Origin of the sequence: Paraburkholderia sp. CNPSo 3272 (assembly GCF_024206495.1) — a bacterium.
In the GTDB taxonomy this organism is placed as follows: Bacteria; Pseudomonadota; Gammaproteobacteria; order Burkholderiales; family Burkholderiaceae; genus Paraburkholderia.
The window spans coordinates 169,018-194,822 of sequence record NZ_JAMBPQ010000008.1 but is presented as its reverse complement, the minus strand read 5'-3'; the positions used below and the strand labels follow the sequence as shown (position 1 = coordinate 194,822).

The window sequence follows — 25,805 nt, the reverse complement described above, 5'->3', positions numbered from 1 at the left end:
GTCGTGCCGGCCGAAAGATCGATGTGCTGTTTGCCGTCACGAACGCGGCGGGACACGAAACCACGTCACCGCCACCACCAGCAGGAATCCCGCATAGGCTGTCGCGAACACCCAGCCGGGCAAGTCGTAATACAGCAAGGCGCCGACCCAGCGCTGGATGAAGCCCTGCGGCCCGGCGTGCCCGGTACGCAGCCAGTCCTCGAGCACGGTGAGCGGACACGGGATGTCGAGGACCGCAAGAAGGGCGACGACGCCTATCGCAAGCAGATGCGTGAGCCGGAACGCGCGGTTGCGCACCCAGGCGCGCCCGAGCCAGGCGCCCGCCCAGATAGCGAGCAATCCGCCGACGATGAAGAGCACGACCAGCGCGTGTAGTACGAGAACGGTATTGGCCAGCCAGTTCATGACGATGCTCGCAGTTGCCCTCGCACTGCGTTCTGGCTTCGATGATACGGCTTCAAAGGTCGATGGCTCGGGGGAGGGTTCCCGCGCTTGGCGTCGACGCGGCTGCCGTAAAAGGCGAGTCGAAAGCCGCGTTTTCGATCTCAGGCATCACGAGGTCGTTGTCACGCCTGTTCTGTTCGGTCCAGATCTGACTATCGGGAAACCAGAACGCGTTTGCGCGTGGCGGCACGACGAGCGTCACTCGCAGCGACGGATTGAAGATCTTCGACCACGCGGAGAGATACGAGGGCGTCTTGATCAAATGGCCGCAGTTTGCGAGTAGCAGGCTCGCGACGAGTGCTTCGCGTCCGATTGCGAGTCCGGGATGTCCGCTGAAGTGCACGGGCTTGTCGCCGCTCGCGAGCAGCGTGGCAGGCGCGACGTTGACGGGCACGGCGAAGCCCCACTTCCGGAAGAAGTCGAGGAAGGGCTGCTCGTCGCTGGAGACGAAGATGTTCGTGAGTCGGTGATCGTCCGCGAGGGTTGACTCGACCTGGCGGCAAAACGCACTCCACTCGATCGTGTGAGCCTCGAACTTTTTATCCGTGCCGCGAAAATGGACGCCCAGCGTCGACGCGCCGATATCGAGCCGCTCGCAGATGCGCGCGACTTCCGCGCGGATCGATTCGCCTGGCCGGTAGTTCGACAGGAATAGCGTACTCGCCCGCTCAAGCCGTAGGCCGGCTTCGTAACGGCGAAAGCCCAGATCGCCGAGATCGCGCACGATCGACGTTCGCAAACCAGCCGTTACGGCGTCTGGCAGGGCAGAACTTCTGAGGCTTTCGAAGTACTCGGCAAGCCAGTCGATTTTGCCTTCCGGGTCGCCATAGATGCCGCCGCGCGCCGAGATAACGGGCGTCAGATGCTTCTCGTCGCAGTACAGGAGGATGCACAGGACGATCTGCATGACGGAAAAAAAGCCCGAATTGGCGCGGATCTCTACGACGAAGTAGCCGCGGTTGAGGCGCTGCTTCGCATGCAGTGACAGGCGGCCTGGCGTATTGAGCGCGTTCTTGAAGTCTTCGCTGCGCCGTACCTGTCTTGCGAACTCGATGAAGTTTCTGAACATGCCATGTCCCTTCGACCCGGCGAACGGAGAATACCTTTCGGGCAGAGCGCCGCCGCTTCCTGTTCGCAGGCGAGCGGGGCGCTCGTGGTAGATTCCGTCGACGGATTCGTAATTGACTGCGTTAGCAACGATTGGGGATCAGACGTATGTTTTTGACGATTGCGTGCTCGTCGCGCGCGCTTGGGTTGGCTTGTCATTCGGCATCCTAAGCGTTGAAGCATTCTAGGATGTCATGTTTACGCCTTGATTAACCTGAGGATTAAATGACATCCCCAATGCCAGTCACTCACTCGCGCGACTAGCGAAACGGCCTGAGTTGCGAATCCGGCACGTCGATGCGCAGGTTTTCCATCAGCACCGTTTCGATCGGCTCGTGTGACTCGCCCTCGCTCACGACCTTGATGGGCAAACCATGGCTCAAGTCGAACCATAACTCATAACGGAACACGTCGCTCACGAAGTGTTCGGGCCGGACCGTCACGATCACATGCGCCGCCTCGTGCGTGCCGATCGTCTCGGCGCCGACGACCTGCGTGTCCCCATGTTCCTGCAGCGCACGGACATTGACTAGCAGTGCGCCGAGATCGGACTCGTCGACGCGATGACCCTGGGGGCTCTGAATCATGTGATTGTCGGGAGCCAGCGTGAGCTGCGGAAACGTGTCGATACCGAACGGCCAGAGCTTGACCTTGCCCGATTCCGGATTGAAGGTGAGCGTCGCGCCGCCGTGCGGCCGGATGAAGTCCATCCGAACGAAGCCGGGCTTTCGGTAGCCATAGAGGACCTCGACCGTTTCCGCTCCCGCCGATGTCGATTTCAATGTGACCTCGTAATTTGCGAGCGCATCGAAGCGCGCCTGTGCGACGGCCACGAAATCCCGGTCTGTGAGCGTCATTGGCCCCTCCTATACTCGAAGGTGGAAGATGGGTCATTCTGGAGCACGGCTTCGCACCGCGCAATGCACAGTAGCCGTATCGCAAACAAGGAGGAAGCGAGCGATGGCGGAATTCCGTCTGACCACCTTGTGGTGCATCGAGGCGCCGGTGCAGCCGGTATGGGACGCGATCCACGATGCGACGAACTGGCCGAGGTGGTGGAAGAACGTCGAAGCGGTACGCGAGTTGCGTGCCGGCGAGACCGACGGGCTGGGCGCGGTGCATCGTTATACGTGGAAAGGCGTGCTGCCATATCGCGTGATCATCGACGTGCGCGTCACGCGCGTCGCGCCGCTCGTCGCCCTCGAGGGCGAGGCCAGCGGCGCGCTGGAGGGCGTGGGGCGCTGGCATTTCGCGGCCGACGGCGGCCGCACGGTGGTGCGCTACGATTGGCAGGTCAGGACGGCCAGTGCGTGGATGAGCGCGCTCGCATTCGCGCCCCTCGCGCGGTTGATATTCCGCTGGAATCACGATTCGATCATGCGCGAAGGCGGCCTGGCGCTTGCGCGCCTGCTCGAAGCACGGTTGATCGACCCAAGCGGGAAACCACGATAAGTGCAACAATCGAATTCGTCAGTGCGCTTGCACACGCTTTCTGCAAGATTTCTGCGAGACGGAGGTGTTATGAACATTGCCCACCGCTTACTTGCTGTGCATGGGAGGCAACATGACTGAGATCGACAAGGAGCCGGTCGTCGCAGTGCTGAACAAGATCCTCGAATCCGAGCTGGCGGGCGTTGTGCGGTACACGCACTACTCGTTCCTGGTGTTCGGCTTCAACCGCATTCCGATCGTCTCCTGGCTGCGGCAGCAGGCGGACGAGTCGCTCCTGCATGCGCAGCAGGCTGGCGAATGGATCACGACGCTCGGGGCATATCCGTCGCTCGCCATCGGTCCGCTGCTCGATTCCCATACCTTCGATATCGGGGCCATCCTGCGCGAATCGCTCGAGGCCGAACAGATCGCGCTCGGCCTCTACCGCGAACTGCTTGCGCGCGTGGAAAACCGCTCGGTTGCGCTCGAGGAGTACGCGCGCCAGATGATTCAGGTCGAGGAACTGCACGCGGGCGAGGTCGACAAGATGCTGCGCCGTCCCGGCACGACCGCGACGTCGCCGCAGCAGGACATGGGGCCCGCCTGACAGGCGCTGCGTTAGGCTCGACATGATGCTGACGCTCGCCAACGTATCGAAGCACTATGACGGCACCACGCCGCGCAACGTGCTGCGCGCCGTGAACCTCGAATTGCGCTCGGGTGAATGCGTCGCGATCATGGGCGAATCGGGCGCCGGAAAATCGACACTGCTCAATCTCGCGGCCGGTCTCGACCGGCCGGACGCGGGACAGATCGTCTTCGACGGAAACGACCTCGGCACCCTCGATGACGACGCGGCCACCCTGCAGCGTCGCCGGAAGATGGGCTTCGTGTTCCAGGCTTTCCATGTGCTGCCGAACCTCTCGGCGGCGCAGAACATCGCGCTGCCGCTGCTCCTGAACGGCATGCGGGCGAAAGATGTGCCGGTGCGCGTGTCGTCGGTGTTGCACGCAGTCGGGCTCGGCGGCCGCGAGCGCGCGCTGCCGCGTGAATTGTCGGGCGGCGAGTTGCAGCGGGTGGCGATCGCGCGCGCGCTCGTGCATCAGCCGCGTCTCGTGCTGGCCGACGAGCCCACCGGCAATCTCGATCACGACACGGCGATGCGCATCCTCGCGCTGCTGCGCGAACTGGCGCAAAAGAACGGCGCGGGCGTGCTGCTCGCGACGCATTCGGTCGCCGTGGCGGCTGCCGCCGACCGCGTGCTGCGGCTCACCCCCGCCGGGCTCGAGCCGTACTCGCCCGGCGCAGGCGGCGCGTAGGCGATGCGCTGGTTCGGTGCCGTGGGTTCATCGCGCGACGCTGCCGCATCGCATTGCCGAGGCGATCGCATGCCTGCTGGCGGCGTCGGCGCGGCGCTCATCGCCGGTGAAATGCGCGCGCATCCGCTGCGCACGCTGATCGGCATTCTCGCGATTGCCGCGGGCGTCGCGATGGGCTACGCCGTGCAGTTGATCAATCGTGCGGCGCTCAATGAGCTGTCGGCCACCGTCAACTCGTTGATGGGCAACGCCGATATCGAATTGCGCGGCCCGCGCGCGGGCTTCGACGAAGCGCTGTATCCGCGCATTGCGCGCTTGCCCGAGGTCGCCGCGGCCAGCCCGGTGGTGGAGGTCGATGCGCGCGTGGCGGGCCGCGACGAGTCGCTGAAACTTCTCGGCGTCGATGTGTTTCGCGCAGGGTATGTCACGCCGAATCTCGTCGGACGCGTGGATCTGGCCGATCGTACGCATGGCACGCATGGTACGAACGGTACGAAGGCCGCCACGCTCGATCTGCTCGACCCCGACACCGTTTTTCTATCGCCAGCCGCGCTGAGCTGGCTCGCGCTCAAGCCCGGCGATTCGCTCACGGTGCAGGTCGGTCTCGGTTCGGTCGCGCTACGTGTCGCGGGCGTGCTGCCCGCATCGGGGGATGCGGTGCGCGTCGGCGTGATGGACATCGGCGCCGCGCAATGGCGCTTGCAGCGCCTCGGCACGCTCGAGCGCATCGACATCAAGCTCAAGCCGGGCGTCGATGCCGAAGTGTTCGCGCATTCGCTCGCGCCGCACTTGCCCGCTGGTGTCGCCGCCTTGACACCGGGTGACAACGCCCAGCGCACCTCGATGCTCTCGCGTGCGTATCGCGCGAATCTCAACGTGCTCGCGCTCGTGGCGCTGTTCACCGGGGCATTCCTCGTCTTCACGATGCAGGCCCTGGCCGTACTGCGGCGTCGTGCGCAGTTTGCGCTGTTGCGCGCGATCGGCGTGACACAGCGTGGCGTGCTGTGGCTCGTCGTCTCGGAGAGCGCCATTCTCGGCGTGCTCGGCGCGGCGGCGGGTCTGGCCATCGGCTTCGCGCTCGCGGCGGCCGTGCTCCGCTATGCGGGCGGCGATCTGGGCGGCGGCTATTTCGAAGGGGTGCAGCCGCGCGTGCATTTCGACGCGCTGCCCGCGGCGATCTTCTTTGCGTTGGGAATGGCCGCGTCGGTGCTCGGCAGTCTCGCGCCGGCACTCGAAGCCGCGAGGGCGCGGCCCGCGCGGGCGCTGAAGGCGGGTGACGAGGAAGCGCCGGCCGCCCGGCTGCGTACCAAACGCACGGTCTCGGCGGCGCTGCTCGCGATCGCCGCCGGGCTCTTAACCACGCTATTGCCGCCCGTGGCGGGCTTGCCGGTGTTCGGCTATCTGTCTATCGCGCTATTGCTGCTGGGCGGCGTGCTGGCGATGCCGGCGCTCGCGCGCGCCGTGTTCGCCGTGCTGCCGCGCTCGAATCATGTCTTGCCACAGCTCGTGCTGGCACAGCTCGCCAATGCCCCCGGCCGCGCGACGATTGGGCTCGCGGGCATCGTCACGAGCTTCAGCCTGATGACGGCGATGGCGATCATGGTGTCGAGCTTTCGCGTCGCCGTCGACGACTGGCTGCAGTTGCTGCTGCCCGCGCCGCTCTATCTGCGCGCTTCGCCGGGTGGCGACAGCGCATTCCTTTCACCGGGCGATCAGGCAGTCATCGCAGCTACGCCCGGCATTGCGCGCGCCGAGTTTCTGCGCGCGACGCAAATCTCGCTCGCCGCTCGCCTGCCGCCCGTGAGCCTGCTCGCGCGGCCCATCGATGCGCGTAACCCCGCCGCGCGCCTGCCGCTGACGACGGCGCCTCGCGTACCGCAAGCCGGCGAGCCGCCGCCGGTGTGGATCAGCGAGGCGGCCGCCGATCTGTATGGGATGCACACGGGCCAGCGCATCACGCTGCCGCTGGCGGGACAGCGTTTGCCGTTCACGGTGGACGGCATCTGGCGCGACTATGCACGCCAGTTCGGCGCCATCGTGATCGACGCGAACGACTATCGCCGGCTGACTCGCGATACGCGCGTAACCGATGCCGCCTTGTGGCTCGACCCGGGCGTGGCGCCGTCGCAGGCGATCGCACGCTTGCGCGAGAGCGTACACGGCGGGCAGCGCCTCGAGTTCGCGCAGCCCGGCGAGATCCGCGCGGCGAGCCTGCGGATCTTCGACCGCAGCTTCGCCGTGACGTATCTGCTGGAAGCGGTGGCGGTGATCATCGGTCTGTTCGGCGTCGGCGCCAGCTTCGGGTCGCAAGCGCTCGCCCGCACGCGCGAGTTCGGCATGCTGCGGCATATCGGCGTGACGCGTCGCCAGATCGCGCTCATGCTCGCGATGGAGGGTGCGCTCGTTGCCCTGCTCGGCGTGCTTGCCGGCTTGACGCTGGGCCTGAGTCTCGCGATGGTGCTCGTGCATGTCGTCAACCCGCAGTCGTTTCACTGGACGATGAGTGTGCATATGCCGTGGGGGCTGCTGGCCGCGCTGGCTTCGGCGGTCGTCGTGGCCGCCGCGCTCACGGCGCTCGTGAGTTCGCGCGCCGCGATGTCGGTGAATGCGGTGCGCGCCGTGCGCGACGACTGGTGACGCGATGAGACGGCGCACGTTCCTCTTGTCGCCGCTAGCCGCGCTGTTGCCAGGCGCTGCGTGGGCGCGCATGCCGGACTATCCGGCGGTGATGAGCGGACAGCCGCTCGTGTTCCCGCGCGACTATGGCGCGCATTCGAGCTATCGCACCGAATGGTGGTACGTGACCGGCTGGCTGCAAACGGACGCCAACGCGGCTGCCGACGCATCGCTGGGCTTCGAAGCGACGTTCTTCCGCACGCGCCCCGCGCTCGACGACGCGAATCCGAGCCGCTTCGCACCGACTCAACTGCTGTTTGCCAATGTGGCACTCAGCGATCCGCATGCGGGCAGCCTGCAGCACGACCAGCGCATTGCACGCCGCGGCTTCGGTCTCGCCGATGCGAGCGAGACGGACACGGCGGTACATATCGAAGACTGGTCGCTCGAGCGCAACGCGGACGGCCGCTACCGCCTGAGCGTCGTCACGCCCGGCTTTGCGTTCGCCTTCACGTTGGCGCCGACGCAGCCGATGCTCGTCAACGGCGCAGGCGGGTATAGCCGCAAAGGTCCGCTGCCGGACGAAGCGAGCTACTACTACAGCGTACCGTGGCTGCAAGTCGACGGTGTGCTCAAACGCGGTGATGATTCGGACAGGAACGCCGCGCACGTGCGAGGGCAGGCGTGGCTCGATCACGAATGGTCGTCGGCGCCGCTCGCCCAGGATGCGGTCGGCTGGGACTGGATCGGCATCAACTTCGATGACGGCGGCGCGCTGATGGCCTTGCAGATTCGCGACAAGGCCGGCCGCAAGTTCTGGGCAGGCGGCACGCTGCGCGCCGCCGATGGCAGCACACATACGCTGGCACCCGACAGCATTCGCTTCACGCCGCTGCGCCAGTGGCGTTCGCCGCATACCGGCGCACAGTATCCGGTGGCGATGCGTGTCGACGCGCAGAATATGCATCTGACGCTGGTGCCGCTCATGGACGACCAGGAGTTCGACAGCCGCGCGACCACCGGCGCGGTGTACTGGGAGGGCGCGGTGACGGCGTTTCCCGCGGACGCGGCGAGCACAGGCACCGCAAACACCGCCGCGAAACCCGCAGGAAAACCGCTAGGACGCGGCTATCTCGAACTCACCGGCTATGTTCAGCGGCTCCAGCTTTAGCGCGATCAACAGCGATCAACCCAGCTCGAACGACGTCACCCCGAACACGCGATCGATCGCAATTGCGGGCGCGGTTTTCGTGTACATGCGGGCGGTTTCGAACACGCTCGTCATACCGTGCCGCTCTGCCAGCGCGACGGCCGCAGGGTTCGTTTCCGGCACGTCGAGCACGATGACTTCGCCGTGCATGCTCGCCGCCAGCGCGCGAAAGAGGCCCGTGGCAACGTCCGCATCGTTGGCGAAGAGCGGGCCGATCTTGCAGCCCGCCTCGCAGCGGCGCACGACGCCGTATCCGGCGACACGGCCCGCGTCGACGGTAGCGAGCGCAACGGCATCCGGCTGCGCGATCCAGGCGCGGAGGAAACGCTCGCGCGCCGCGGGAAAACAGGTGCGATCGTAGGCAAGCAAATGCTCCATCGGCACGTCCGCGGCTGGCGCCACGCACGCGCACCCGATGCCGCTCACGTGCCCCTGATAGCGAATGTTGCGGTACGCGAGCCGGAACCCGGACTTCCCGTAGTTCGCCTGTTGGGCGACGACGCCATCGAGACCGATGTTACGGTCTCCCAGGTAACGCATGCCGTGCTGCCAGACCCGCGAGCCAAAGCCCTTGCCGCGAAATCCGGGTTTCACGATGTAGAGACCGATGAAGCCAAGGCTGTCGTCGTAGGCGACGGCGCAGAGGCACGCGACCGGCTCGCCGCGCCAGACGCCGACGAAGAAACCGTCCGGGTCCGCTTCCCTGAAACAGCGGGGGTCGTGCCACCCGGGGTTCCAGCCCTCTGCAGCCGCCCATTGGACCGACAGGGCCACCTCGTCGGCCGACATGGTGCGTACGATGAAGTCGCCGGTTTGATCCATGACGTTCATCCAATGCGCAACGTCGTGTCGATGCGCGTGCCGCGCTTGATGAAGAGCGTGACAGGCGTCTTTTCGCAAATTTCGGCAAGGCGCGCGCGCTGCGCTTCTTCAAGCGGTCCGCCGACTGCGACGCCGCGCCGGATGTACTGAGTCCCGTCGTGATCCGCATGCAGGCTGACCTCGACGGCGATCGCGGCGGCTGGCCAGGTCTTGCGCTGCATGTACATGCGCAGCGTGGCGGCCGTGCACGCGGCAAGCCCCGACAGCACGAACGCGAATGGCGCGGGGCTGCGATCCTCGCCGCCTTCGTGCGGGCCTTCGTCGCCCGTCAGAGGGTGGCGGCCAGCTTCGATGGCGACGACGTAGTTGGGCGCGTCGGCGGCGAGGCTGGCAGTAGCGGTAGCGAGCGGCATGGACGACTCCTCAAAGTGGCGCGATCGTGCGCGCAAGATCATTGGCGAAGCGGCGGCGCGTAGCTTACTCGATCGGCTTCCATGGCCAGCCCGTCCTCGCCGCAGGTGACTGTGACGTTCCGCCGTTCTCGTCGTCACGATCGTTCTCCCGTGTCGAGGCGTGGACCGTGTCGTCGAGTTCGAGTCCGAACCAGCTGACCTTCTGCCTGACATAGGCGGCGTACGATGCCCAACCTTGCGGATCGTCCGGGAAGAGTTCGCGCTGCACCGTCGAGGCCAGCCCGATGCGATTGAGTTCGGTCTCGAGAAGCGCCCTGGGCCAGCTCGCGTAGGCGCTTGCGGCCCGTTCAAGAAACTCTCTCGCACCCATACGAGGCGACATGTGCTGCAGAAAGGGCAACGCCTGCAAGGAAGGCTCGCGCGACGCAAGATGCGCAACGGGCGAAAAGGGTTGAGTCGCGCCGACGTTGCGCATCGCTTCGAGAACATCTCCAAGGTGCAGCAACAGTTCGCGTCGGTCGAATCGGTCGTCCACGATACGTTCCAGGTCATATTCCCCGGCGGCCGCGTGCCGGGGAAAGGGTTATGAGGGTAACACCGGTGCGTTTGTGCAAGCCATCGGCTTGGCCGCACGGAAAGTTTACCGGCTCATCGTGCACAGAACGTTTCGAGTTGTACAGGGAGCAGCGAGCCTGTCCCTCAAAGAGGTCGGGCTCCCGGCCGATGAATCTCGACTGTGCCCCCGGGCAGGTCAGTGCTTGTGCACCTTTTCGAGTCCATCAGCGGGTTGCACCGCGTGCTGACCGTCTTTTTCGCTTTCGACCTCGTAATATGGGTCGTCCTTCGACGCGGCGACAGTGTGGCCTTCCAGTTCCGTATCCCTGATGATCCGGCGGACGACCGTGCCTGTCGTCATGCCTTCGGCGGTGTTCCACGTGACGCGATCGCCTGTTTTCAGTCGATGGGACATGATTGTGCGCTCCGGTAGTTGAACCCCCTCCGGAGCCGCATTCGCCGTTCCTGCGGCGGGGTCCGGGCGAGCTATCGCGACGGATGAAAAAAAACGCCAACCCATATGGGTTGGCGTTTTGCCTTGGGGCTGACGAGTATCAGAACTGATTCATCGTGTTGTCTTTACCCGCCGCTTTCAGCGCTGCTTCGCCGCTGAAATACTCCTTGTGGTCGTCGCCGATATCCGAGCCGGACATGTTCTGATGCTTGACGCAGGCGATGCCCTGACGGATTTCCTTGCGCTGCACGCCAGCCACATAACCGAGCATGCCCTGGTCGCCGAAGTACTCGCGGGCCAGGTTGTCGGTCGACAGTGCAGCGGTGTGGTACGTCGGCAGCGTGATCAGGTGATGGAAGATACCGGCGTCGCGCGACGCGTCGGCCTGGAAGGTGCGGATTTTTTCGTCGGCGGCCTTCGCCAGTTCGGTCTCGTCGTACTCCACGCTCATCAGTTGGGCGCGGTCGTAGGCCGACACATCCTTGCCTTCGGCCTTCATCGCGTCGTACGCCTGCTGGCGGAAATTCAGCGTCCAGTTGAACGACGGGCTGTTGTTGTACACGAGCTTGGCGTTCGGGATGACCTTGCGAATCTCGTTGACCATGCCGGCGATCTGGGCGATATGCGGCTTTTCGGTTTCGATCCACAGCAGGTCGGCACCGTTTTGCAGCGAGGTGATGCAATCGAGGACGCAGCGTGCTTCGCCCGTACCCGCGCGGAACTGGAACAGGTTGCTCGGCAAGCGCTTCGGACGCAGCAGCTTGCCGTCGCGCTTGATGACGACGTCACCGTTGCCCAGTGCGTCGGCCGAAATTTCGTCGCAATCGAGGAAGGAATTGTATTGGTCGCCCAGGTCGCCCGGCGTGCTGGTCACGGCGATCTGCTTGGTCAGGCCGGCGCCCAGCGAGTCGGTACGGCACACGATGACGCCGTCGTCTACGCCCAGTTCCAGGAAGGCGTAGCGGATGGCGCGGACCTTGGCCAGGAAGTCCTCGTGCGGCACGGTGACCTTGCCGTCCTGGTGGCCGCACTGCTTCTCGTCGGACACCTGGTTTTCGATCTGGATGCAGCATGCGCCGGCTTCGATGAACTGCTTGGCCAGCAGGTAGGTGGCTTCCGCGTTGCCGAAACCCGCGTCGATGTCGGCGATGATCGGCACGACGTGAGTGACGTGGTTGTCGATCTTCTCCTGGATGGCGGCCTTGGCAGCACCTTCCGCGGCGTCCAGCTGGCGGAACAGGCCGCCCAGTTCACGGGCGTCGGCCTGGCGCAGGAAGGTGTACAGCTCGCGGATCAGCGCGCTGACGGAGGTCTTCTCGTGCATCGACTGGTCCGGCAGCGGGCCGAATTCTGAGCGCAGCGCGGCCACCATCCAGCCCGACAGGTAAAGGTAGCGGCGCTCGGTGCTGTTGAAATGCTTCTTAATGGAGATCATCTTCTGCTGGCCAATGAAGCCGTGCCAGCAGCCCAGCGACTGCGTGTACTTCGACGGATCGGCATCGTAAGCGGCCATGTCGGCGCGCATGATCTTCGCCGTGTACTTCGCGATGTCGAGGCCCGTCTTGAACTTGTTCTGGGCCCGCATGCGCGCGGCAGATTCGGGATTGATGGCATTCCAGGCACTGCCCTGTTTCTCCTTCAAACCAGCCACTGCCTTGATGTCGTCTTGATATTGAGCCATGTGTATCTCCTGAGTCTCCGAAGAGCAAAGCGCGATTGAATGAATGCTTCAGCGTGCCGCTGCGTAGGTCGAAGCGAACTGCATGACTCAATTGTAGGGGGTTCCTGATGCGTCGCAGCAAAGTCTTATATAAGACATATGAGTTATTTACTCGTTATTTATCAACGAGCTAGCGAACAATTTTTGCGCTGTAGAACATGTTTTCATAAAGCGGAATGGCGCCGGCGTCGAGAGTTCAAGCTGCATTTCACGATGTGAAGTGCGCTTTCGGTTGCCGGGGAGGCGAGGGCGGATGGCGCGAGCAACGATGGGTGGGAGGGCTTTGTCGACGTCCGTTCTGACGAACAGACATCTCAACGCGCGTCAATGCTTCAGATAGCGATGCGCCAAGGCTTCGTACAGTGGCGGCGCAAACAGCTTCGAGACCTGGCTCGACACGAGCGCGGTGGCCATCAAGGAAATCACGAGCGCGTGGCCGTCGATCATTTCGATGACGATGACGAATGCCGTGATAGGGCTCTGTGTGACGGCGGCTAGATAGCCGACCATGCCGAGCGCGATCAGCATGGGCAACTGCATCTGCCCGAACACCATGTGCAGTGCATTGCCGATGCCGGCGCCGATCGCCAGCGAAGGCGCAAAGAGGCCGCCCGGCGTACCCGGCAGATATGAGCCCACCATCGAGGCCATTTTCAGCACGGGATAGGCGACGCCGAGCTGCGAATGGCCCTCGAGCATGCCGCGCGCCTCCGCATAGCCACTGCCGAACAGGTGGCCGCCGCTCGCCACGCCAATCACGGCGATGAACAAACCGCACAGCGCGCCGAACGCGACGGGCCGCTCTTTTCGAAGAGCGAACAAGCGGGCGGGCATCCATCGTTCGGTGTTGAGCAGCAGCCAGCAGAACACGCCGCCCGCGAGGCCGGTGATCACGCCGACGAGAATGACTGCGACCGCGAGCAGATCGGGAAAATGGCCGCCGATGGCGATGGTGCCGAAATACACATAATTGCCTTGCAGCGCGAGTGAGACGACGCCCGCAAAGATGATGGCTGTGATGATCACGCCGCTGGTTTTCGCCTCGAAGCTGCGCGTGAGCTCCTCGATGGCGAAGACCACGCCCGCGAGCGGCGCATTGAACGCGGCGGAAAGGCCCGCGGCGGCGCCCGCGAGCGCGAGCTTGTATTCGAGGCCGACGCCGTACATGCTGCGCAGCCGCGCCGGGTAGAAGCGCCGCAGGCTGTACATCAGCGCGGCGCCCACGTGGATGGTCGGCCCTTCGCGGCCAATCGTGAATCCGCCGAGGATCGCGAGGAACGACAGGGCGATCTTGCCGATCAGGATGCGCAGCGTGAGCAGGCGCGGGCCGAACTCGCGCACGTCGTGCAGCGTTGCGATGACCTGCGGGATGCCGCTGCCCTCGGAACCCGGAAACCAGCGGCGCGTGGCCCAGACGCTGAACGCGGCGATCGCCGGCGTGATGACAAGCGGCAGCCACCAGTTATGCGCGGTCATCTGCACAAAGACGTCGAAGCCGAAGTCGACGAGCCGCGCGTACATGACCGCGACGAGGCCCGTCGCGATGGCGCCGACCCAGAACACGCCGAAATAGCGCCAGCGCCGATGGCTTCGCACAATCGTGCGCCGATCAATGATGTTCAAAAATCGCATGGGTGGCCGCAGAGAATGGCATTTAAGGCACATTGTGACATAAATAGCCCTTTCCACCGCGCCAGTCCAGCAGACCGGCTCCGGGATGGGCTAGCTGGCGGCCTCGTCGAACACCCAGCCGAACGCGCCATAGACCGCCTTGTGCTCGGCCGCGAGTTCGAGCAGGAACATTTCGCCTTTGGGCGTGAGATGGACCTGCACCTGGCGACGGTCGGCGGGATCGGGTTTGCGCGTCACGAGTCCGGCCGACTCGCAGCGCGAGACGAGCGCCGCGGTGCCGTTCGGCGCCGCCTGCAACCGCTCCGCGAGTTCGCCGACGGTCGCCCAGCGGCGGTCGGGAAAGCCGCATACGTGCAGCAACAACTGGTACTGGAGCGTCGTGATGCCCGCGGCGTTGGCGATCTCTTCGGAAGCCCGCAGAAACTTGCGCAGGTCGTACCGGAACGCCGACATCGCTTCGAGTTCGCGCTTGCCTGGCGGGGCGCTCCTGGTTGATTTGCCTGAGTTCATATGCTGTTCCTGATGCGTTGCCGGTCGTGCAGGATGCCGCGCCGGGCAAGCGGGTTGCGGCGGGCAGGGGATGGCGGGGCGGACCGGCTGTCGGGAGGTTACCACGCACTGGCGCGCGTGCGCTCGATCAGCGCGAGCACCTCCGGCGGCCCCGTGACCTACATCGTCTTCATGGCCGCTGCTTCCGGTCCGCTCAGATAGTGGTCGCGGAATCGTTCGTCTACCCGCTCCCACATCAGCGCCGAAAATAACAGCGCTGCCTTGAGCGGCCGATGGTTGATGACGACCGCATCCGTTTCGCCATTCTGGTTCAGATGCGCGACGACCACGGTTTCGATCGGTTCTCCCTGGATCTGCGATCGGTAGGACTCCATGTAGAGGCTATCGCCGATTTTTCCCTTGTAACTGTGATGCTGGAATTCATAGAGAGAAACGGCATGCCTGATAACGGCGAGGATATCTGCGCGGCCGTCTATCGGACGCTTCAGGACGGTCGCTTCCAGCGTTGCATTTTCTGCCAGTCTCGCCAGCCAGAGCGGCGGCGCGTTTTCGGGCGCCAATACAGGCGCAGTGTCGTTGAATTTCATGTCGGACGTTCCTTGGGTTTCAGGCAGGCGCCGGGAGTCGCGCCCCAGCGCCGTACAAAACGGCTCGCGCGTTATTGCTGGCGCAGCGGCCGCAAGCCCGCTCGCACCTCTTGCGCAAACAGTTGCGGCTGTTCCCACGCCGCAAAGTGGCCGCCCTTGTCGGGCCGGTTGTAGTAGATGAGATCGTGATAGGCGCGCTCGGTCCAACTGCGCGGCGCCTGATAATTCTCGCGTGGGAACACGCTTACTGCCGCCGGCACCGATACGTCGGCGGCCGCGGTAAAGTTGAAATGCGACTCCCAATAGAAGCGCGCGGCAGAGATTCCCGTGTTCGTAAGCCAATAGAGCGTGATGTCGTCGAGTACGTCGTCGCGCGTCATCGCGCCCGCCGATTCTCCGTTGACGTCGCGCCCGTACACGGCCGAGGTGAGCGCCGCAGCCGGCTGGATATAGCCGTCGCCGTGATCGAGGAGCCAGCTGGCCAGCGCGATCGGCGAATCCGAGAGCCCATAGAGCGTTTGCGGGCGCGTGCCCTGTTCGAGTGCGTAGGCGCGTCGCGATTTGGCTGCGCTCGCGAGCTGCTCGTAGGCGTGCTTTTCGTCGTCGCCGAGATTGTCTGGCGGCGGCGAGCCGGCTTGCAGCGCCTTGACGATTTCGGGCGGAACCGTCGCCGGAAAATTCACATGAATGCCGAGCAGTTCCGGGGGCGCCTGCTTGGCCATCACGTTGGCGACGATGCCGCCAAGGTCGCCGCCTTGCGCCGCGAACTTCTCGTAGCCAAGGCGCTTCATCAGCACGACCCACGCACGTGCAGTCCGCTCGGGACCCCAGCCCACCCCGGTCGGCCTGGCCGAGAAGCCATAGCCCGGCAGCGATGGAATCACCAGGTGAAACGCGTCGGAAGCGCTCGCGCCGTAAGCAGTGGGATTGGTCAGCGGGTCGATGATCTTGAACTGTTCGATGATCGAGCCCGGCCAGCCGTGCGTGACGATGAGCGGCATGGCGTTCTCATGCTTCGAGCGCACATGAATGAAGTGGATATCGAGTCCGTCGATCTCGGTCATGTAGTTCGGCAGCGAGTTCAGTTTCGCTTCGCAGCGGCGCCAGTCATAGTCGGTCGACCAGTGGCGTGCGACCTCCTGCATCATGGCGAGCGGCACACCCTGCGAATCGTCGTTCACGGTCTCCTTGTCGGGCCAGCGCGTGGCCTTGATGCGGCGTCGCAGATCGACGAGCTGCGCTTCGGGCACATGCACGCGCAGCGGGCGAATCGCGGTCTTGTCGCCGTTCGGCGCGGTCTCGACTTGCGCGATGTCTTGCAGGGTTTGCGAGAACGCCAGCTGGCTCAGCGAGGCTGCCGCCACGGCGGCCGCGGTCGCGCCCATGAAGCGGCGGCGCGACGGCGACGGGATGAGAAAATCGTCAGACATAGGTACTCCGTTTTTCTGGTATTGAAGGCAGAGCTCACGTGGATGCTTCGCAATACCAGGCGTAGTCATGCTGGCGCGCGTGGGCGCTGCAGTTGCGCATCGCTCGCCAACGGGATTCGAGCCGGATGTCCCGGCACGCAAATGTGCGTCGCATCAAGCCGATGCCGCGCCGCTCGCAAACGCCGCGGCATGGCGCGTCACGAATTCGCGCATGCCGATCGGCGCCTGACCCGTGAGCCTGCGCAGGTCGTCGGTCATGCGGTCGTAGCGGCCTTGCGCGTGCAGTTCGGCCATGACCGCGAGATGCTTGACGACGTGCGCGGAAAGCCCGAGATCGCCCAGCTTCGCAGCCCATGCCTCGACGGGCACCTCGCGGTAGCGAATCGTGCGGCCCAGCACCTCGGAGAAGAGGCGCGCATAGTGCTCCATATCGCCGGATTCGAGACCCGTGAGGTGATAAACCTGGCCGATATGCGGCGCCGGATTGTCGAGGATCTCCGCAACGGCACGCGCCACGTCGAGCGACGAAATCGGCGAGGTCCGTCCTTTGCCGAGCGGCAGCACGAGTTCGTCGTGCTTGCGCACGCCTTCTGCTGCAAGAAGCAGGAAGAAGCTCTCCAGAAACACCGTGGGCCGCACTGTGACGACGGGCAGGCCCGACCAGGCGAGCGCCTGCTCGGCGAGCCAGTGCTGCTTCTGCTGCACGCTGTCGGTGGTTTCGGTGATGCTCATCTGCGAGACGGTCATCTGCGACATGTTCACGAACGCTTCGACGCCGTGGTGGCGTGCAACGGCCGCGGTGTTGATCGTCGCTTCGAGGTAAGCGGGCGACACTGACATGCCGAAGTAGAGGCGCGAGACGCCTTCCATGGCCCGGTGCATCGAATCGAGATCGGTCAGATCGCCGAGCACGACCTGTGCGCCGAGACGGCGCAGTTCGTCGGCGCGTGCATCCTCGCGGCGCACCAGCGCGCGCACGCGATGGCCCTTCGCAAGCAGGTTTTCGGTGATGCTGCGGCCGACGGCGCCGATCGCGCCTGCCGCGCCCGCGACGAGAATCGGACGGTCATGCTGGGTTTGAGTGGTCATTTCGCTTACCTGTTTCGTCATACTAAAGAGTGTATATACACATTTAAGGAGTGGCAGCAGCCGGAGCGGATGCAGTCCGCGCTCAGGCAACGATCGTACGTGGCTCCTCGCCTTCGTTTGCGTTCGCCGCAGCGGCGTGCTGCAAACGTTCGTGAACGTTCGCAGTCGGCGTGCGGTCGATCTGCAGGCTGAGCAGTTCAGGCCGGTTGTAGTGGCCGGCTGCGTCCATCAGCATCTTGCGACGGTCGATCAGCGAGAAGTCGAGGTCGGCGATGACTTCGCCTTCGCCCTCACGCAGCGGTTCGCCGATCAGCGAGCCGTCCGGCGCGACGATCGTGGTGAAGCAGCCGCCCGAGATCGGCCCGATCGCGCAGCCCGTGTCCTTCATGATCTGCGCCTGCTGGTCGGCGTCGAGCCACGCGGTCGCGTTCACGACGAAGGCGCCGGATTCGAGCGCGTGCTGGCGGATATTGATCTCCATGCGTTGCGCGAAGCCTTCGCCGAACGCCGAGCCCGGATACATGGCCGAATGGATCTGTTCGCCGTCCGCAATCATTGCATAGCGCGCGAGCGGGTTGTTGTGCTCGAAGCAGGCGAGCTGGCCAATGCGACCCACCTTGCTGTCCACGGCGCGCAGGCCCGAGCCGTCGCCCTGGCCCCAGATCATGCGCTCGAAATGCGTGGGGGTGATCTTGCGGCGGCGCTGGATCAGCGTGCCGTCGGCGTCGAAGAGCAGTTGCGTGTTGTAGATGGTGCCGCCGTCGCGCTCGTTCACGCCAATGGAGACCACCATGGCCGCCTGGCGTGCGGCCTCGCCGATCGCATCCGTGGCGGCCGAGGGCACCGTCACGGACTGTTCGAGCAGGCGCAGATGCTCGGTGCCCGCGAGCAACTGCATGGGCGTTTGCACCGCGGAAAAATACGGGTAATACGGCACGACGGTTTCCGGGAATGTGGCGAACTGCACGCCCTTGCGGCCGAGTTCGAGAATCTTCTGCACGACCTTGGCAACCGTGGCCTCGCGGCTGTAGAGCACGGGGCTGATCTGGACGGCGGCGGCTTTGACGACTTTCATTGCAGGCTCCTGGTGGTGTTGCATATGCAACATTGACGATGAAAAGAGATTAGACGGTGGCAGACGGCAGATCCGCCGCGATGTTCATGAGCGCGCTCGCGCCTTCCAGGCCGAGCACGCTGGCCGCGCGCTGTTGCGCGGTGGACCACGCCGGCCCGGCGGTGTGAAGCAGCGCGCGGCCCGCTTGCGTGACCGAGAGCGCACGGCTGCGGCCGTCGCTACCAGGCTCGCCATCGGCGACCCAACCGTGTGCGATGAGCGGCTGCAGGTTGCGCGTGAGCGTCGTGCGGTCGTGATGGTTCTTGCGCCCGAGCGCTGCGCGGCTCAAGGGGCCGTACTCCGCGACGAGCACCAGCAACGAAAGCTGGGATGAACTGATGCCGAGCGGGCGCAGCGCCTCGTCGTAAAGAGCGGTGAGCACGCGTGCGATCTGCCGGGTGCGGGTCAGCAGGCAGTGGCGGACGATCTGCGCGCTCACGCTGGCCGATGCTTCAGTGCTGTGCGGAACGGTTTCGATGCAGGACATGCTTCGCGACTCCAGGGTTCGTGCGGGGCGGTTTGCCCGGTTGACGTATTGAAGCGTGCCGATGTATCCCGCACGTGTCGGGCGGCCCGGCTTTGTGTATGTGCATGTTTCCACGCGGCGGCCAGATACATCGCGATACAAAACCGCTGCGGGGTCGACAGGAACGGCGCGCAGCGATTTTTGCGGACTTTGTATCGTCGTGTATCCATCGCGCCATGGGACAAGGAGGATTGCAAAAACCGGGGTTCACGGAAACGAGCGGGATACGTTGTGGGTTTCAAATACGTCCATGCCAGTCGGCGGTGTCGCAAAGCAGAGTTCGAGGCGACTGGATGCACGTGCCACGCAACCGTGGTCTGACCCAATTCTTTGCTTGCAGGTGGATCTCATGAAACTCATCAAGTCGCTGGTCGTTGCCGCTCTCGTCGTCGTTCCGGTTGTTTCCTTCGCTCAATCCAGCGAGCCGCTCACGCGTGCGCAAGTTCGCGCGGAACTCGTCCAGCTCGAGAAGGCGGGCTACAACCCCACTGCCGACTATGCGAACTATCCCCAGGAAATTCAGGCGGCCGAGGCACGCGTGAGCGCGCAGAACGGCGCGGTGGCTTCGGGATTTGGCGGAGTGGTGGACGCCTCGTCGGCGGCAGGCCCCGGCGCGGCTACGGTGTCGTCCCGGCAGGACACTCCCGGACTGGGTCCGATCTACGCGCATTAACGATGTTTGTCGTGTGCGCGGCCCTAAGGGCCGTCGCAATTGAGAGGCTCTTCGCTTGCGAAGAGCCTTTCGCCGTCACTCGTCAGCGTGCCGCATCGATGCCGCGTCGAGCGCTGCTGCGAGCGTGGTGCGCGCTTTTTCGCGGCGTCGGCGCGCGAGACGCATCGCGCCCACGCCGCGCTCGGCCTCGCCTTCCAGCAGCGCGTGAATGTCGGGCAATGTCCAGATGCTGCCGCGGCTACCCCACGTGCCGTCCGCAATCTCGGTCGGGAAGACCCACACGCGCGGCGCCACGTCTTCGAGCGGACGGTTCTCGGCGCGCGCCACGGCTTCGGTCACGGCTCTGACGAGCGCCTTGCGGGATGTATCGGTGTACTGACCTTCCGGCGCCGAAGGAACGATGCGGTAGCGCGGCAGCGCCGAGCGTTCTCCGCCGACATAGACCGCGGCCGGCCGATGCAGATGGAGCACGGTTACGCTCTGGGCAATCCGGTTGCCGGGATCGTAGCCTTCCGCGTGGATCAGGATGTTGGTGAGTTCCTTGATGAGGCCGGCTTCTGCTTCGGGTGTCAGGGCATCTTCGGGCCACAAAGCGTCGATCATGGGCATGGCGCTACTCCTTCAATCAAGTGTTGGGATGGGGCAATCATGCGGCTTTACGGGTTAGCGAGGAAGTGGCAAGATCGCCATTATTGAAGGCATATCGGACACGCCAATGATCACAATCCGCATCTGGGTTTACGACGGGATTCTGGCCTCCGGCGTAGCCGGCCCCATCGACGTTTTCAACGCCGCCAATCAGCTTGGGGCGCGCTTGGGCCATGATGCGCGGCGTTTCGCGTGGCGTGTCGAATCCCTCGACGGGCAACCGGTGAGGGCGGCGTCGGGCCAGAGCATCGCGGTAGACGGCAAGATCGACGGACGCAAAGGCGCGCACGCCATCCTGCTCACGGCGCCGTTTTTCTCCGACATGGACGCCTTCATCGGCCGCCGCGAGCAGATCGAAAAACTCTCGAGGGCGCTGCGCTGCCAGCACAAGGCCGGCGCCGTGCTGGCGGCCTACTGCACAGGCAACTATCTGCTTGCCGAAGCGGGGCTGCTGGACGGACGGGTCGCCACCACGCACTGGGCGAAGGCGGCTGATTTCGCGCGACGTTATCCGGCCGTCGAACTGCGGGCGCGCGAGGTCCTGACCGGGCAGGACCGCATAATTTCCAGCGGCGCGGTCACGTCATATCTCAATCTCGCGATACGGCTCGTGGAAATGCTTGCCGACGAAAAGCTCGCCGCCGTGACGGCAAGATCCTTGCTGATCGATGTCAATCGTATCGATCAGGCATCCTATGCGACGCTGGTCGACGAGCACGGGCACACAGATCCCCTCATCGCCCGGGCGCAGCAGCGCATGGAGGCGACGATTACTGAAGGGTTCCGGTTAAGTGAGCTTGCCACGTGGCTCGCCGTGAGCGAACGGACGCTGAACCGCCGCTTCAAGCAGGCCACGGGCCTCGCGCCACTCGAATATCTGCAGAATCTTCGCATCGAAGTGGCGAAACAGTTGCTGGAATCCCGGCCTATCGCACTCGAAAACCTCAGCGACCGCGTCGGTTACGCAGATCCTGGTTCGTTTCGCGTGCTGTTCAAGCGCAAAACGGGTCTCTCGCCGCGCGAGTATCAGTTGCGTTTCTCGCGCCCGTCCCGCTAAAGGCGCCGGCGCATCTCATTGGATAGGTCAGAGCTGATCGACATCGAAGGTCGTCTGTCGACGCGCGTCACCACGACTCCGGTTCGGCGACCACGCATCGGTTTTTGCCTCGCCGTTTCGCTTCGTAGAGTGCGCGGTCGGCGAGTCGAAACGTTTCGGGTACACCGATCAGCTCCGAGATGCTCGAGACCCCGATACTGACCGTGACCCTGTGTCCGGATATTCGCGCCGCCGCCACGGTGCCGCAGATCTCACGTGCGAGGGTGTCTGCGCTTTGCTGGTTGCCCGAAAAGATCACGCCGAATTCCTCGCCGCCAAGGCGGCCGCAAAAGTTCGGGCTGGCGCTTTCTTCGATGGCTCGCGCCACGGCGGCCAGGACATCGTCGCCGGCGTCGTGCCCCGCGGTGTCGTTGATCTGCTTGAAATCGTCGACATCGATGAGCAATAGCCAGAATTCCTCACTGGACCGGCGGTCCTGACATTCATTGACCTCCAGCATGAAGCTACGGCGATTTGCAATCCCGGTGAGCGTGTCCCTGAATGCGAGTCGTGCCAGTTCGCGCTGCACCAGAAATGTCTTTTTCCGCTCCTGTCTGAAGAGAAGATTGAGCAGGAGGCCGAGCGCAAGGGCGGCGAGTGCAAAAAGCAATATCCAGTTGCGATCCGGTGAGGACATCAGCGCGCCCACCTCGCCGTGGGAGATGATCACCCAGACAGTCAGTGCGCTTGCGAGATAGTTGAAATACCCCGAGATCACCGGGGCCATGCCCACGTTGATCGCCACGCCGATGGGAAGCACCCAGAACGCGGGACTGCCGGTGCCGGGCAAATTGGAGTGAAACGCCAGGGCCACGAACGCCGCGCATGCAAACCGGCCCAGCGCATCCGTTCGCAGTCCCCGTGAGGCGTATGTCATACCCATCGCCAGGAGGATGCCGCTGGCGGCTACCAGCGTGCCTGTCACATCGAAGTGCGCACGAGGATTCGCGAATGCCCGGGACATGAGCCACGACACGAGCCCGAAGAACTGGACCGCCACAGCGAGATGGCGCGAGTTCTGCGCCGCACTCTCGAGGAATAGACGCAGTTCTGAGGCGTCCCGAAAACTGCGTCGTTTCTCGAGAAATCGGCTTCTTCCCGTGTACGGCATGCCAGCGACCACCACCATTCAGGAACATTTGGATTCGCCCCCGGTATAACGACACGGCCGGAATTTCCTTTAGCTGGCGTGACCCCCTCTCGAGCAAACCGCGGAGCGGCAATTGCTCGGAGCCGCCGATGGAAGCCTAGCCAAAGCGGGCATCAAGCCATTGCCTTGCCCAGTTCTCCGCATAGGCGATCGCATCCTCGCGCGCGTCGAATCCGGCGAGATCGCCGCTGGAATGGACTTCGCACTCGCTCCCATCGATACGGCTGGTGCTGATGCGCGCGTGCGCCATGAATTCCCCGTCCGCCCGGCGTGGCGTTGGGTCGATGCGAAAACGGTCTGGATCGGTACGCATAGTTCTCTCCCTGAATCCCAGCGAGGGGTCCGCAAGCCGCCCGAGACTTCGGCCGGCAGCATTCGTGGTCTGCGATGGAGGGGAGCGGCGCGATCCCTGAGACGTGGTAGCAGGAGGAGCGGCGGGATCGGTCGCAGTCGACGGATGTTTTCATACTACGCCCCCGCCTTCATTTGTACAGCGATAGTTTCGACTGGCGTCCTCGCGCGCTCCGGAACCGTGTGCGCTTCGAGCGCAGGTCATTGCGTTGCGGATCGTGGGTCGGCAACGTCGATCTTCAACGCGGCTGCGTCAGGTGCTGGCAAGCCCCTGCCGGCGTCAGCGGCAAATTTGCGCGAAGCCTATACTGGGCTGGTCGCGGTGCCAGCCTTGCCATTCGTTGCGGCCGATTGCGGCGAATCCGGAGGGGCATCATGAACGACCCATCGGCCGAGGAACTCGAGCTTCTGACCGCAGACCTTCACCTTGTGGAAGCTCGACGGAGGCTGGCGGCGCTCACGGTGCGCGTCCAGCGACAGCGGGATTGCGGCACCCCCAGCGTGGCGGGAGAAGAACTGCTTTGCGTCATGCTCGACATCATGCAGACCATGACGCTGCATCGCGAACTGCTCAGACGCGAGGTCGCGCAACAGCGCAGGCTCTCATCCGAAAGGCGCGGACGGTAGCCGGCAGGCTAAGCGGTCAATCCTGCGTCAGTGCCGGCAGGCATGCGGGCATGCGTCATGAATCGGCGATGTGCCCAGACCGGGCAGGAAGCATGTCGAGGCGAAGCAGCGCGTAGAATGACCGGCCGCATTTCGATGCAGGCATGTCCGAAAGCTGTGCTTTTCGGAGCGCTGCGCTTCGGCTAATTCGCTGCAGCGGGAAAAATCCAAACGGTTACATTTGATCCCCAATTCGCGTACACGGTTGATATAGCGCGCAACGGTCGAGTGCGCGTTAGCAAACCTGATCTAGTGGCGCGCGCCCGGCATCCCAACCTGTGGGATGTCTCCCTGCAGAGATGCCGATGTTTCATTGCGGGCGCAATCATTGTTGACAGAAATAGAGGGAAACCCGCGATTCGTTCACGAGATGGTCTTTTCGCTCTTTTTCGAATGTCGGTGATCGATCGAGAATCGACGTTAAATAACAAAATAATTTTTAAAGAAGAATAAGCCACTCAAATCGGAAAAAATGTTGCACAACGAAATAAGTTACTGGATTTTTCGCTTGCGGCTTAAACAAAAGCGACTATCATCAGGTCAATCGATTTCCGAGCCGAATCTCCCAACATTAGCGGAGACTTTCTCGGTATGAGGGAAGGAGATGGCTGACACATCAATTCCGGTCGATCTGCTTCACTGGATTCTGGCAACACTTTCCATCGTTGCGCTGCTTGTCTTTCTCGTGCCGCTTCGCTGGCGCGCGCCTGAGGCTGGCCCGGGTGCAATGTTCGTGGCGGGTTTGATTGCCTTTTTCGCCTTCCGCACTCCACTTGGGACATTGACTGTCGCAAGTGCGAAGGGCGTATGGGACGCCATATTCATCCTGTATGTCATGTGGCCGGCATTGCTGCTCTATCAGATCACCAAACAGGCTGGCGGATACGACGCCCTCCGGCATGGAATTTCCCGCTTTAGCCGGAATGAGTTGTTCGTCATTCTCGGGCTCGGTTGGGTATTTTCATCGTTTCTGCAGGGCATCGCGGGCTTCGGCGCGCCGATTGCCGTGGTTGCGCCGCTATTGCTCGCCATTGGCGTCAGGCCGGTTTATGCCGCCGCCATTTCGATCATTGCTCACGCATGGGCGCGGTTCTTCGGCACGCTTGGCGTCGGCTGGCTGGCGACCTTGCAGGTGGCGGATGTGCAGGACGTGACGCGAGCCGCGTTCGAATCCTCGCTACTCCTGCTGATTCCCACCTACTTTGGCGGCCTGCTGATCGTCTGGCTGTACGGACGCTGGCCCGCAGTGCGTCACGCATGGCCGCTCGTCCTGATTCTGGGCACCATCCTCGGCTTCGGCCAGCTGATATTTGCGTTCCTGAGTCCGGAACTCTCCACCTTTCTCGCAGCAGCCATTGCGATGATCGCGCTGTACCCGCTCTCTCGCTGGCGCCGTTTCAGCGACCCGGTTCCGCAAGCCGATGTGCCGGAGCGGCCGGCAATGGACGAAACGGCGGTCCGTACCGAGTCGGAGGCGAGCGAGCCGGTGATGAGCATCGGCATGGCTTTTCTGCCGTATGTCGTGCTCACGGTCGTCACGCTGGGTATTTTGCTGATCGATCCGCTGAATAGCGCCTTGCGGCAATTCCGTATCGGCCTGCCGTTTCCCGAGGTGACCACAGGGTTCGGCGTGATGAATGCGGCGGTCACGCGTTATGCGCCGTTCGCACCGTTCACCCATCCTGGAACGATGCTGCTGATATCGGCCATCATCGTGTGGATCGTATATCGCGCGAATGGCTACTACGGGGCCTGGCAGTCGCGTCATGGCAAGGAGAACCTCGGGCGCTCGCTCATCGTGGATGGCGTGCCCGCGTCGCTGCCGGTCATTGCGTTCCTCGTGACGAGCCGGGTTCTCGATCACAGCGGACAGACCATGGTGCTCGCGCACGGTATTGCCGACGCGTCGCCCCCGCTCGTCTACGCGGGCATTGCCAGTGTGATTGGCGCGCTTGGCGCGTTCATGACGTCGAGCAGCACCGCATCGAATGTCCTGTTCGGCGGCTTGCAGAGCGACGTGGCGCATTTGCATTCGCTGCCCGTGGAGGCGATCGTGGCGGCGCAGGCCGCCGGCAGCGCCTACGGGAATGCGATCGGCCCCGCGAATATCGTGCTGGGAACCAGCATCACCGGTATCAAGGGGCAGGAAGGCGCGGTCATGAAACTCGCCATCCCGTGGACGATCATCGTGGCCATTCTCACCGGGATAGGCACGATTGTTCTCGTCATGCTCGCGTGAGGT

28 protein-coding genes are annotated in these 25,805 nt (G+C 63.8%); 10 read left to right on the top strand and 18 right to left on the bottom strand.

Annotation, left to right across the window (positions count from 1 at the left end; all coding sequences use genetic code 11):
* Positions 1–36: 36 nt before the first annotated feature.
* The 3 genes from M3I53_RS13305 to M3I53_RS13295 form a co-directional block, all read right to left on the bottom strand.
* Positions 37–405 carry a DUF2784 domain-containing protein gene (locus M3I53_RS13305; RefSeq protein WP_254316383.1) on the bottom strand — a complete coding sequence of 123 codons (369 nt, stop codon included), beginning with the start codon at positions 403–405 and terminating at the stop codon, positions 37–39.
* Positions 406–457: 52 nt separating this feature from the next.
* Positions 458–1,513, bottom strand: coding sequence for a hypothetical protein (locus tag M3I53_RS13300; RefSeq protein WP_254316382.1), 1,056 nt, complete (start codon positions 1,511–1,513; stop codon positions 458–460).
* 298 nt (positions 1,514–1,811) lie between these two features.
* A complete protein-coding gene (locus M3I53_RS13295) occupies positions 1,812–2,408 on the bottom strand; it encodes a DUF1571 domain-containing protein (protein ID WP_254316381.1) in 597 nt (198 codons plus the stop codon).
* A gap of 103 nt (positions 2,409–2,511) precedes the next feature.
* On the opposite strand from M3I53_RS13295, the gene M3I53_RS13290 reads away from it, so the two are divergent.
* From M3I53_RS13290 to M3I53_RS13270, 5 genes are all read left to right on the top strand, one after another.
* Positions 2,512–3,003: an SRPBCC family protein gene (locus M3I53_RS13290; RefSeq protein ID WP_254316380.1), complete on the top strand. Its 492-nt coding sequence runs from the start codon at positions 2,512–2,514 to the stop codon at positions 3,001–3,003.
* Positions 3,004–3,115: 112 nt separating this feature from the next.
* A complete protein-coding gene (locus M3I53_RS13285) occupies positions 3,116–3,589 on the top strand; it encodes a bacterioferritin (RefSeq protein WP_254316379.1) in 474 nt (157 codons plus the stop codon).
* Between the two features lie 25 nt (positions 3,590–3,614).
* Complete coding sequence (locus tag M3I53_RS13280) at positions 3,615–4,301, top strand: ABC transporter ATP-binding protein (RefSeq protein WP_254316433.1); 687 nt, start codon at positions 3,615–3,617, stop codon at positions 4,299–4,301.
* Positions 4,302–4,370: 69 nt separating this feature from the next.
* Complete coding sequence (locus M3I53_RS13275) at positions 4,371–6,938, top strand: FtsX-like permease family protein (RefSeq protein ID WP_254316378.1); 2,568 nt, start codon at positions 4,371–4,373, stop codon at positions 6,936–6,938.
* A gap of 4 nt (positions 6,939–6,942) precedes the next feature.
* A complete protein-coding gene (locus tag M3I53_RS13270; protein WP_254316377.1) occupies positions 6,943–8,088 on the top strand; it encodes a lipocalin-like domain-containing protein in 1,146 nt (381 codons plus the stop codon).
* A 15-nt stretch (positions 8,089–8,103) separates the two neighbouring features.
* Here the strand turns inward: M3I53_RS13270 and M3I53_RS13265 are convergent, their stop codons facing one another.
* From M3I53_RS13265 to M3I53_RS13255, 3 genes are all read right to left on the bottom strand, one after another.
* Complete coding sequence (locus tag M3I53_RS13265; protein WP_254316376.1) at positions 8,104–8,949, bottom strand: GNAT family N-acetyltransferase; 846 nt, start codon at positions 8,947–8,949, stop codon at positions 8,104–8,106.
* A gap of 5 nt (positions 8,950–8,954) precedes the next feature.
* The gene (locus M3I53_RS13260) at positions 8,955–9,362 is read right to left on the bottom strand and encodes an OsmC family protein (protein ID WP_254316375.1); all 408 of its coding nucleotides are present in this window, start codon (positions 9,360–9,362) and stop codon (positions 8,955–8,957) included.
* Positions 9,363–9,426: 64 nt separating this feature from the next.
* Positions 9,427–9,744, bottom strand: coding sequence for a hypothetical protein (locus M3I53_RS13255; RefSeq protein ID WP_254316374.1), 318 nt, complete (start codon positions 9,742–9,744; stop codon positions 9,427–9,429).
* Between M3I53_RS13255 and M3I53_RS13250 the strand changes: the two genes are divergently transcribed.
* Positions 9,745–9,951, top strand: a complete 207-nt coding sequence (locus M3I53_RS13250) for a hypothetical protein (RefSeq protein ID WP_254316373.1) — start codon at positions 9,745–9,747, stop codon at positions 9,949–9,951. It begins immediately after the preceding gene.
* A 162-nt stretch (positions 9,952–10,113) separates the two neighbouring features.
* Here the strand turns inward: M3I53_RS13250 and M3I53_RS13245 are convergent, their stop codons facing one another.
* The 9 genes from M3I53_RS13245 to M3I53_RS13205 form a co-directional block, all read right to left on the bottom strand.
* Positions 10,114–10,332: a DUF2945 domain-containing protein gene (locus tag M3I53_RS13245; RefSeq protein WP_254316372.1), complete on the bottom strand. Its 219-nt coding sequence runs from the start codon at positions 10,330–10,332 to the stop codon at positions 10,114–10,116.
* Between the two features lie 139 nt (positions 10,333–10,471).
* The gene (locus M3I53_RS13240; RefSeq protein ID WP_254316371.1) at positions 10,472–12,052 is read right to left on the bottom strand and encodes an isocitrate lyase; all 1,581 of its coding nucleotides are present in this window, start codon (positions 12,050–12,052) and stop codon (positions 10,472–10,474) included.
* A gap of 363 nt (positions 12,053–12,415) precedes the next feature.
* The gene (locus tag M3I53_RS13235) at positions 12,416–13,723 is read right to left on the bottom strand and encodes a chloride channel protein (RefSeq protein WP_254316370.1); all 1,308 of its coding nucleotides are present in this window, start codon (positions 13,721–13,723) and stop codon (positions 12,416–12,418) included.
* Positions 13,724–13,813: 90 nt separating this feature from the next.
* Positions 13,814–14,233 carry a MarR family winged helix-turn-helix transcriptional regulator gene (locus M3I53_RS13230; protein ID WP_254316369.1) on the bottom strand — a complete coding sequence of 140 codons (420 nt, stop codon included), beginning with the start codon at positions 14,231–14,233 and terminating at the stop codon, positions 13,814–13,816.
* 158 nt (positions 14,234–14,391) lie between these two features.
* Positions 14,392–14,820 carry a hypothetical protein gene (locus M3I53_RS13225; protein ID WP_254316368.1) on the bottom strand — a complete coding sequence of 143 codons (429 nt, stop codon included), beginning with the start codon at positions 14,818–14,820 and terminating at the stop codon, positions 14,392–14,394.
* Positions 14,821–14,891: 71 nt separating this feature from the next.
* Complete coding sequence (locus M3I53_RS13220; RefSeq protein WP_254316367.1) at positions 14,892–16,250, bottom strand: epoxide hydrolase family protein; 1,359 nt, start codon at positions 16,248–16,250, stop codon at positions 14,892–14,894.
* A gap of 153 nt (positions 16,251–16,403) precedes the next feature.
* Positions 16,404–17,339 carry an NAD(P)H-binding protein gene (locus M3I53_RS13215; RefSeq protein ID WP_254316366.1) on the bottom strand — a complete coding sequence of 312 codons (936 nt, stop codon included), beginning with the start codon at positions 17,337–17,339 and terminating at the stop codon, positions 16,404–16,406.
* A gap of 82 nt (positions 17,340–17,421) precedes the next feature.
* Entirely contained in the window at positions 17,422–18,414 is a 993-nt protein-coding gene (locus tag M3I53_RS13210; RefSeq protein WP_254316365.1) for a carbon-nitrogen hydrolase family protein, read from the bottom strand.
* A 49-nt stretch (positions 18,415–18,463) separates the two neighbouring features.
* Positions 18,464–18,940 (bottom strand): MarR family winged helix-turn-helix transcriptional regulator, encoded by a 477-nt coding sequence (locus tag M3I53_RS13205; protein ID WP_254316364.1) that lies wholly within the window; start codon positions 18,938–18,940, stop codon positions 18,464–18,466.
* A gap of 388 nt (positions 18,941–19,328) precedes the next feature.
* Here M3I53_RS13205 and M3I53_RS13200 point away from each other — a divergent pair, with 388 nt between their 5' ends.
* A complete protein-coding gene (locus tag M3I53_RS13200) occupies positions 19,329–19,652 on the top strand; it encodes a DUF4148 domain-containing protein (RefSeq protein WP_254316363.1) in 324 nt (107 codons plus the stop codon).
* 75 nt (positions 19,653–19,727) lie between these two features.
* On the opposite strand, the gene M3I53_RS13195 is transcribed toward M3I53_RS13200, so the two are convergent.
* Positions 19,728–20,261, bottom strand: a complete 534-nt coding sequence (locus tag M3I53_RS13195) for a Tautomerase enzyme (RefSeq protein ID WP_254316362.1) — start codon at positions 20,259–20,261, stop codon at positions 19,728–19,730.
* A gap of 106 nt (positions 20,262–20,367) precedes the next feature.
* Here M3I53_RS13195 and M3I53_RS13190 point away from each other — a divergent pair, with 106 nt between their 5' ends.
* Positions 20,368–21,357 carry a GlxA family transcriptional regulator gene (locus M3I53_RS13190; protein ID WP_254316361.1) on the top strand — a complete coding sequence of 330 codons (990 nt, stop codon included), beginning with the start codon at positions 20,368–20,370 and terminating at the stop codon, positions 21,355–21,357.
* A gap of 67 nt (positions 21,358–21,424) precedes the next feature.
* On the opposite strand, the gene M3I53_RS13185 is transcribed toward M3I53_RS13190, so the two are convergent.
* Together M3I53_RS13185 and M3I53_RS13180 are read right to left on the bottom strand one after the other, a co-directional pair.
* Positions 21,425–22,525: a GGDEF domain-containing protein gene (locus tag M3I53_RS13185; protein ID WP_254316360.1), complete on the bottom strand. Its 1,101-nt coding sequence runs from the start codon at positions 22,523–22,525 to the stop codon at positions 21,425–21,427.
* Positions 22,526–22,643: 118 nt separating this feature from the next.
* The gene (locus M3I53_RS13180; RefSeq protein WP_254316359.1) at positions 22,644–22,859 is read right to left on the bottom strand and encodes a hypothetical protein; all 216 of its coding nucleotides are present in this window, start codon (positions 22,857–22,859) and stop codon (positions 22,644–22,646) included.
* A 413-nt stretch (positions 22,860–23,272) separates the two neighbouring features.
* Between M3I53_RS13180 and M3I53_RS13175 the strand changes: the two genes are divergently transcribed.
* Positions 23,273–23,524, top strand: coding sequence for a hypothetical protein (locus M3I53_RS13175; RefSeq protein WP_254316358.1), 252 nt, complete (start codon positions 23,273–23,275; stop codon positions 23,522–23,524).
* Positions 23,525–24,167: 643 nt separating this feature from the next.
* The gene (locus tag M3I53_RS13170; RefSeq protein WP_254316357.1) at positions 24,168–25,802 is read left to right on the top strand and encodes an L-lactate permease; all 1,635 of its coding nucleotides are present in this window, start codon (positions 24,168–24,170) and stop codon (positions 25,800–25,802) included.
* The last annotated feature ends 3 nt before the right edge of the window (positions 25,803–25,805 follow it).

What these genes read in the sequence shown, in the direction of transcription:
- M3I53_RS13305 (WP_254316383.1), bottom strand. Translation starts at nt 405, where the DNA reads ATGAACTGGCTGGCCAATACCGTTCTCGTACTACACGCGCTGGTCGTG.
- M3I53_RS13300 (WP_254316382.1), bottom strand. Translation starts at nt 1,513, where the DNA reads ATGTTCAGAAACTTCATCGAGTTCGCAAGACAGGTACGGCGCAGCGAA.
- M3I53_RS13295 (WP_254316381.1), bottom strand. Translation starts at nt 2,408, where the DNA reads ATGACGCTCACAGACCGGGATTTCGTGGCCGTCGCACAGGCGCGCTTC.
- M3I53_RS13290 (WP_254316380.1), top strand. Translation starts at nt 2,512, where the DNA reads ATGGCGGAATTCCGTCTGACCACCTTGTGGTGCATCGAGGCGCCGGTG.
- M3I53_RS13285 (WP_254316379.1), top strand. Translation starts at nt 3,116, where the DNA reads ATGACTGAGATCGACAAGGAGCCGGTCGTCGCAGTGCTGAACAAGATC.
- M3I53_RS13280 (WP_254316433.1), top strand. Translation starts at nt 3,615, where the DNA reads ATGCTGACGCTCGCCAACGTATCGAAGCACTATGACGGCACCACGCCG.
- M3I53_RS13275 (WP_254316378.1), top strand. Translation starts at nt 4,371, where the DNA reads ATGCCTGCTGGCGGCGTCGGCGCGGCGCTCATCGCCGGTGAAATGCGC.
- M3I53_RS13270 (WP_254316377.1), top strand. Translation starts at nt 6,943, where the DNA reads ATGAGACGGCGCACGTTCCTCTTGTCGCCGCTAGCCGCGCTGTTGCCA.
- M3I53_RS13265 (WP_254316376.1), bottom strand. Translation starts at nt 8,949, where the DNA reads ATGGATCAAACCGGCGACTTCATCGTACGCACCATGTCGGCCGACGAG.
- M3I53_RS13260 (WP_254316375.1), bottom strand. Translation starts at nt 9,362, where the DNA reads ATGCCGCTCGCTACCGCTACTGCCAGCCTCGCCGCCGACGCGCCCAAC.
- M3I53_RS13255 (WP_254316374.1), bottom strand. Translation starts at nt 9,744, where the DNA reads ATGTCGCCTCGTATGGGTGCGAGAGAGTTTCTTGAACGGGCCGCAAGC.
- M3I53_RS13245 (WP_254316372.1), bottom strand. Translation starts at nt 10,332, where the DNA reads ATGTCCCATCGACTGAAAACAGGCGATCGCGTCACGTGGAACACCGCC.
- M3I53_RS13240 (WP_254316371.1), bottom strand. Translation starts at nt 12,052, where the DNA reads ATGGCTCAATATCAAGACGACATCAAGGCAGTGGCTGGTTTGAAGGAG.
- M3I53_RS13235 (WP_254316370.1), bottom strand. Translation starts at nt 13,723, where the DNA reads ATGCGATTTTTGAACATCATTGATCGGCGCACGATTGTGCGAAGCCAT.
- M3I53_RS13230 (WP_254316369.1), bottom strand. Translation starts at nt 14,233, where the DNA reads ATGAACTCAGGCAAATCAACCAGGAGCGCCCCGCCAGGCAAGCGCGAA.
- M3I53_RS13225 (WP_254316368.1), bottom strand. Translation starts at nt 14,820, where the DNA reads ATGAAATTCAACGACACTGCGCCTGTATTGGCGCCCGAAAACGCGCCG.
- M3I53_RS13220 (WP_254316367.1), bottom strand. Translation starts at nt 16,250, where the DNA reads ATGTCTGACGATTTTCTCATCCCGTCGCCGTCGCGCCGCCGCTTCATG.
- M3I53_RS13215 (WP_254316366.1), bottom strand. Translation starts at nt 17,339, where the DNA reads ATGACCACTCAAACCCAGCATGACCGTCCGATTCTCGTCGCGGGCGCG.
- M3I53_RS13210 (WP_254316365.1), bottom strand. Translation starts at nt 18,414, where the DNA reads ATGAAAGTCGTCAAAGCCGCCGCCGTCCAGATCAGCCCCGTGCTCTAC.
- M3I53_RS13205 (WP_254316364.1), bottom strand. Translation starts at nt 18,940, where the DNA reads ATGTCCTGCATCGAAACCGTTCCGCACAGCACTGAAGCATCGGCCAGC.
- M3I53_RS13200 (WP_254316363.1), top strand. Translation starts at nt 19,329, where the DNA reads ATGAAACTCATCAAGTCGCTGGTCGTTGCCGCTCTCGTCGTCGTTCCG.
- M3I53_RS13195 (WP_254316362.1), bottom strand. Translation starts at nt 20,261, where the DNA reads ATGCCCATGATCGACGCTTTGTGGCCCGAAGATGCCCTGACACCCGAA.
- M3I53_RS13190 (WP_254316361.1), top strand. Translation starts at nt 20,368, where the DNA reads ATGATCACAATCCGCATCTGGGTTTACGACGGGATTCTGGCCTCCGGC.
- M3I53_RS13185 (WP_254316360.1), bottom strand. Translation starts at nt 22,525, where the DNA reads ATGGTGGTGGTCGCTGGCATGCCGTACACGGGAAGAAGCCGATTTCTC.
- M3I53_RS13180 (WP_254316359.1), bottom strand. Translation starts at nt 22,859, where the DNA reads ATGCGTACCGATCCAGACCGTTTTCGCATCGACCCAACGCCACGCCGG.
- M3I53_RS13175 (WP_254316358.1), top strand. Translation starts at nt 23,273, where the DNA reads ATGAACGACCCATCGGCCGAGGAACTCGAGCTTCTGACCGCAGACCTT.
- M3I53_RS13170 (WP_254316357.1), top strand. Translation starts at nt 24,168, where the DNA reads ATGGCTGACACATCAATTCCGGTCGATCTGCTTCACTGGATTCTGGCA.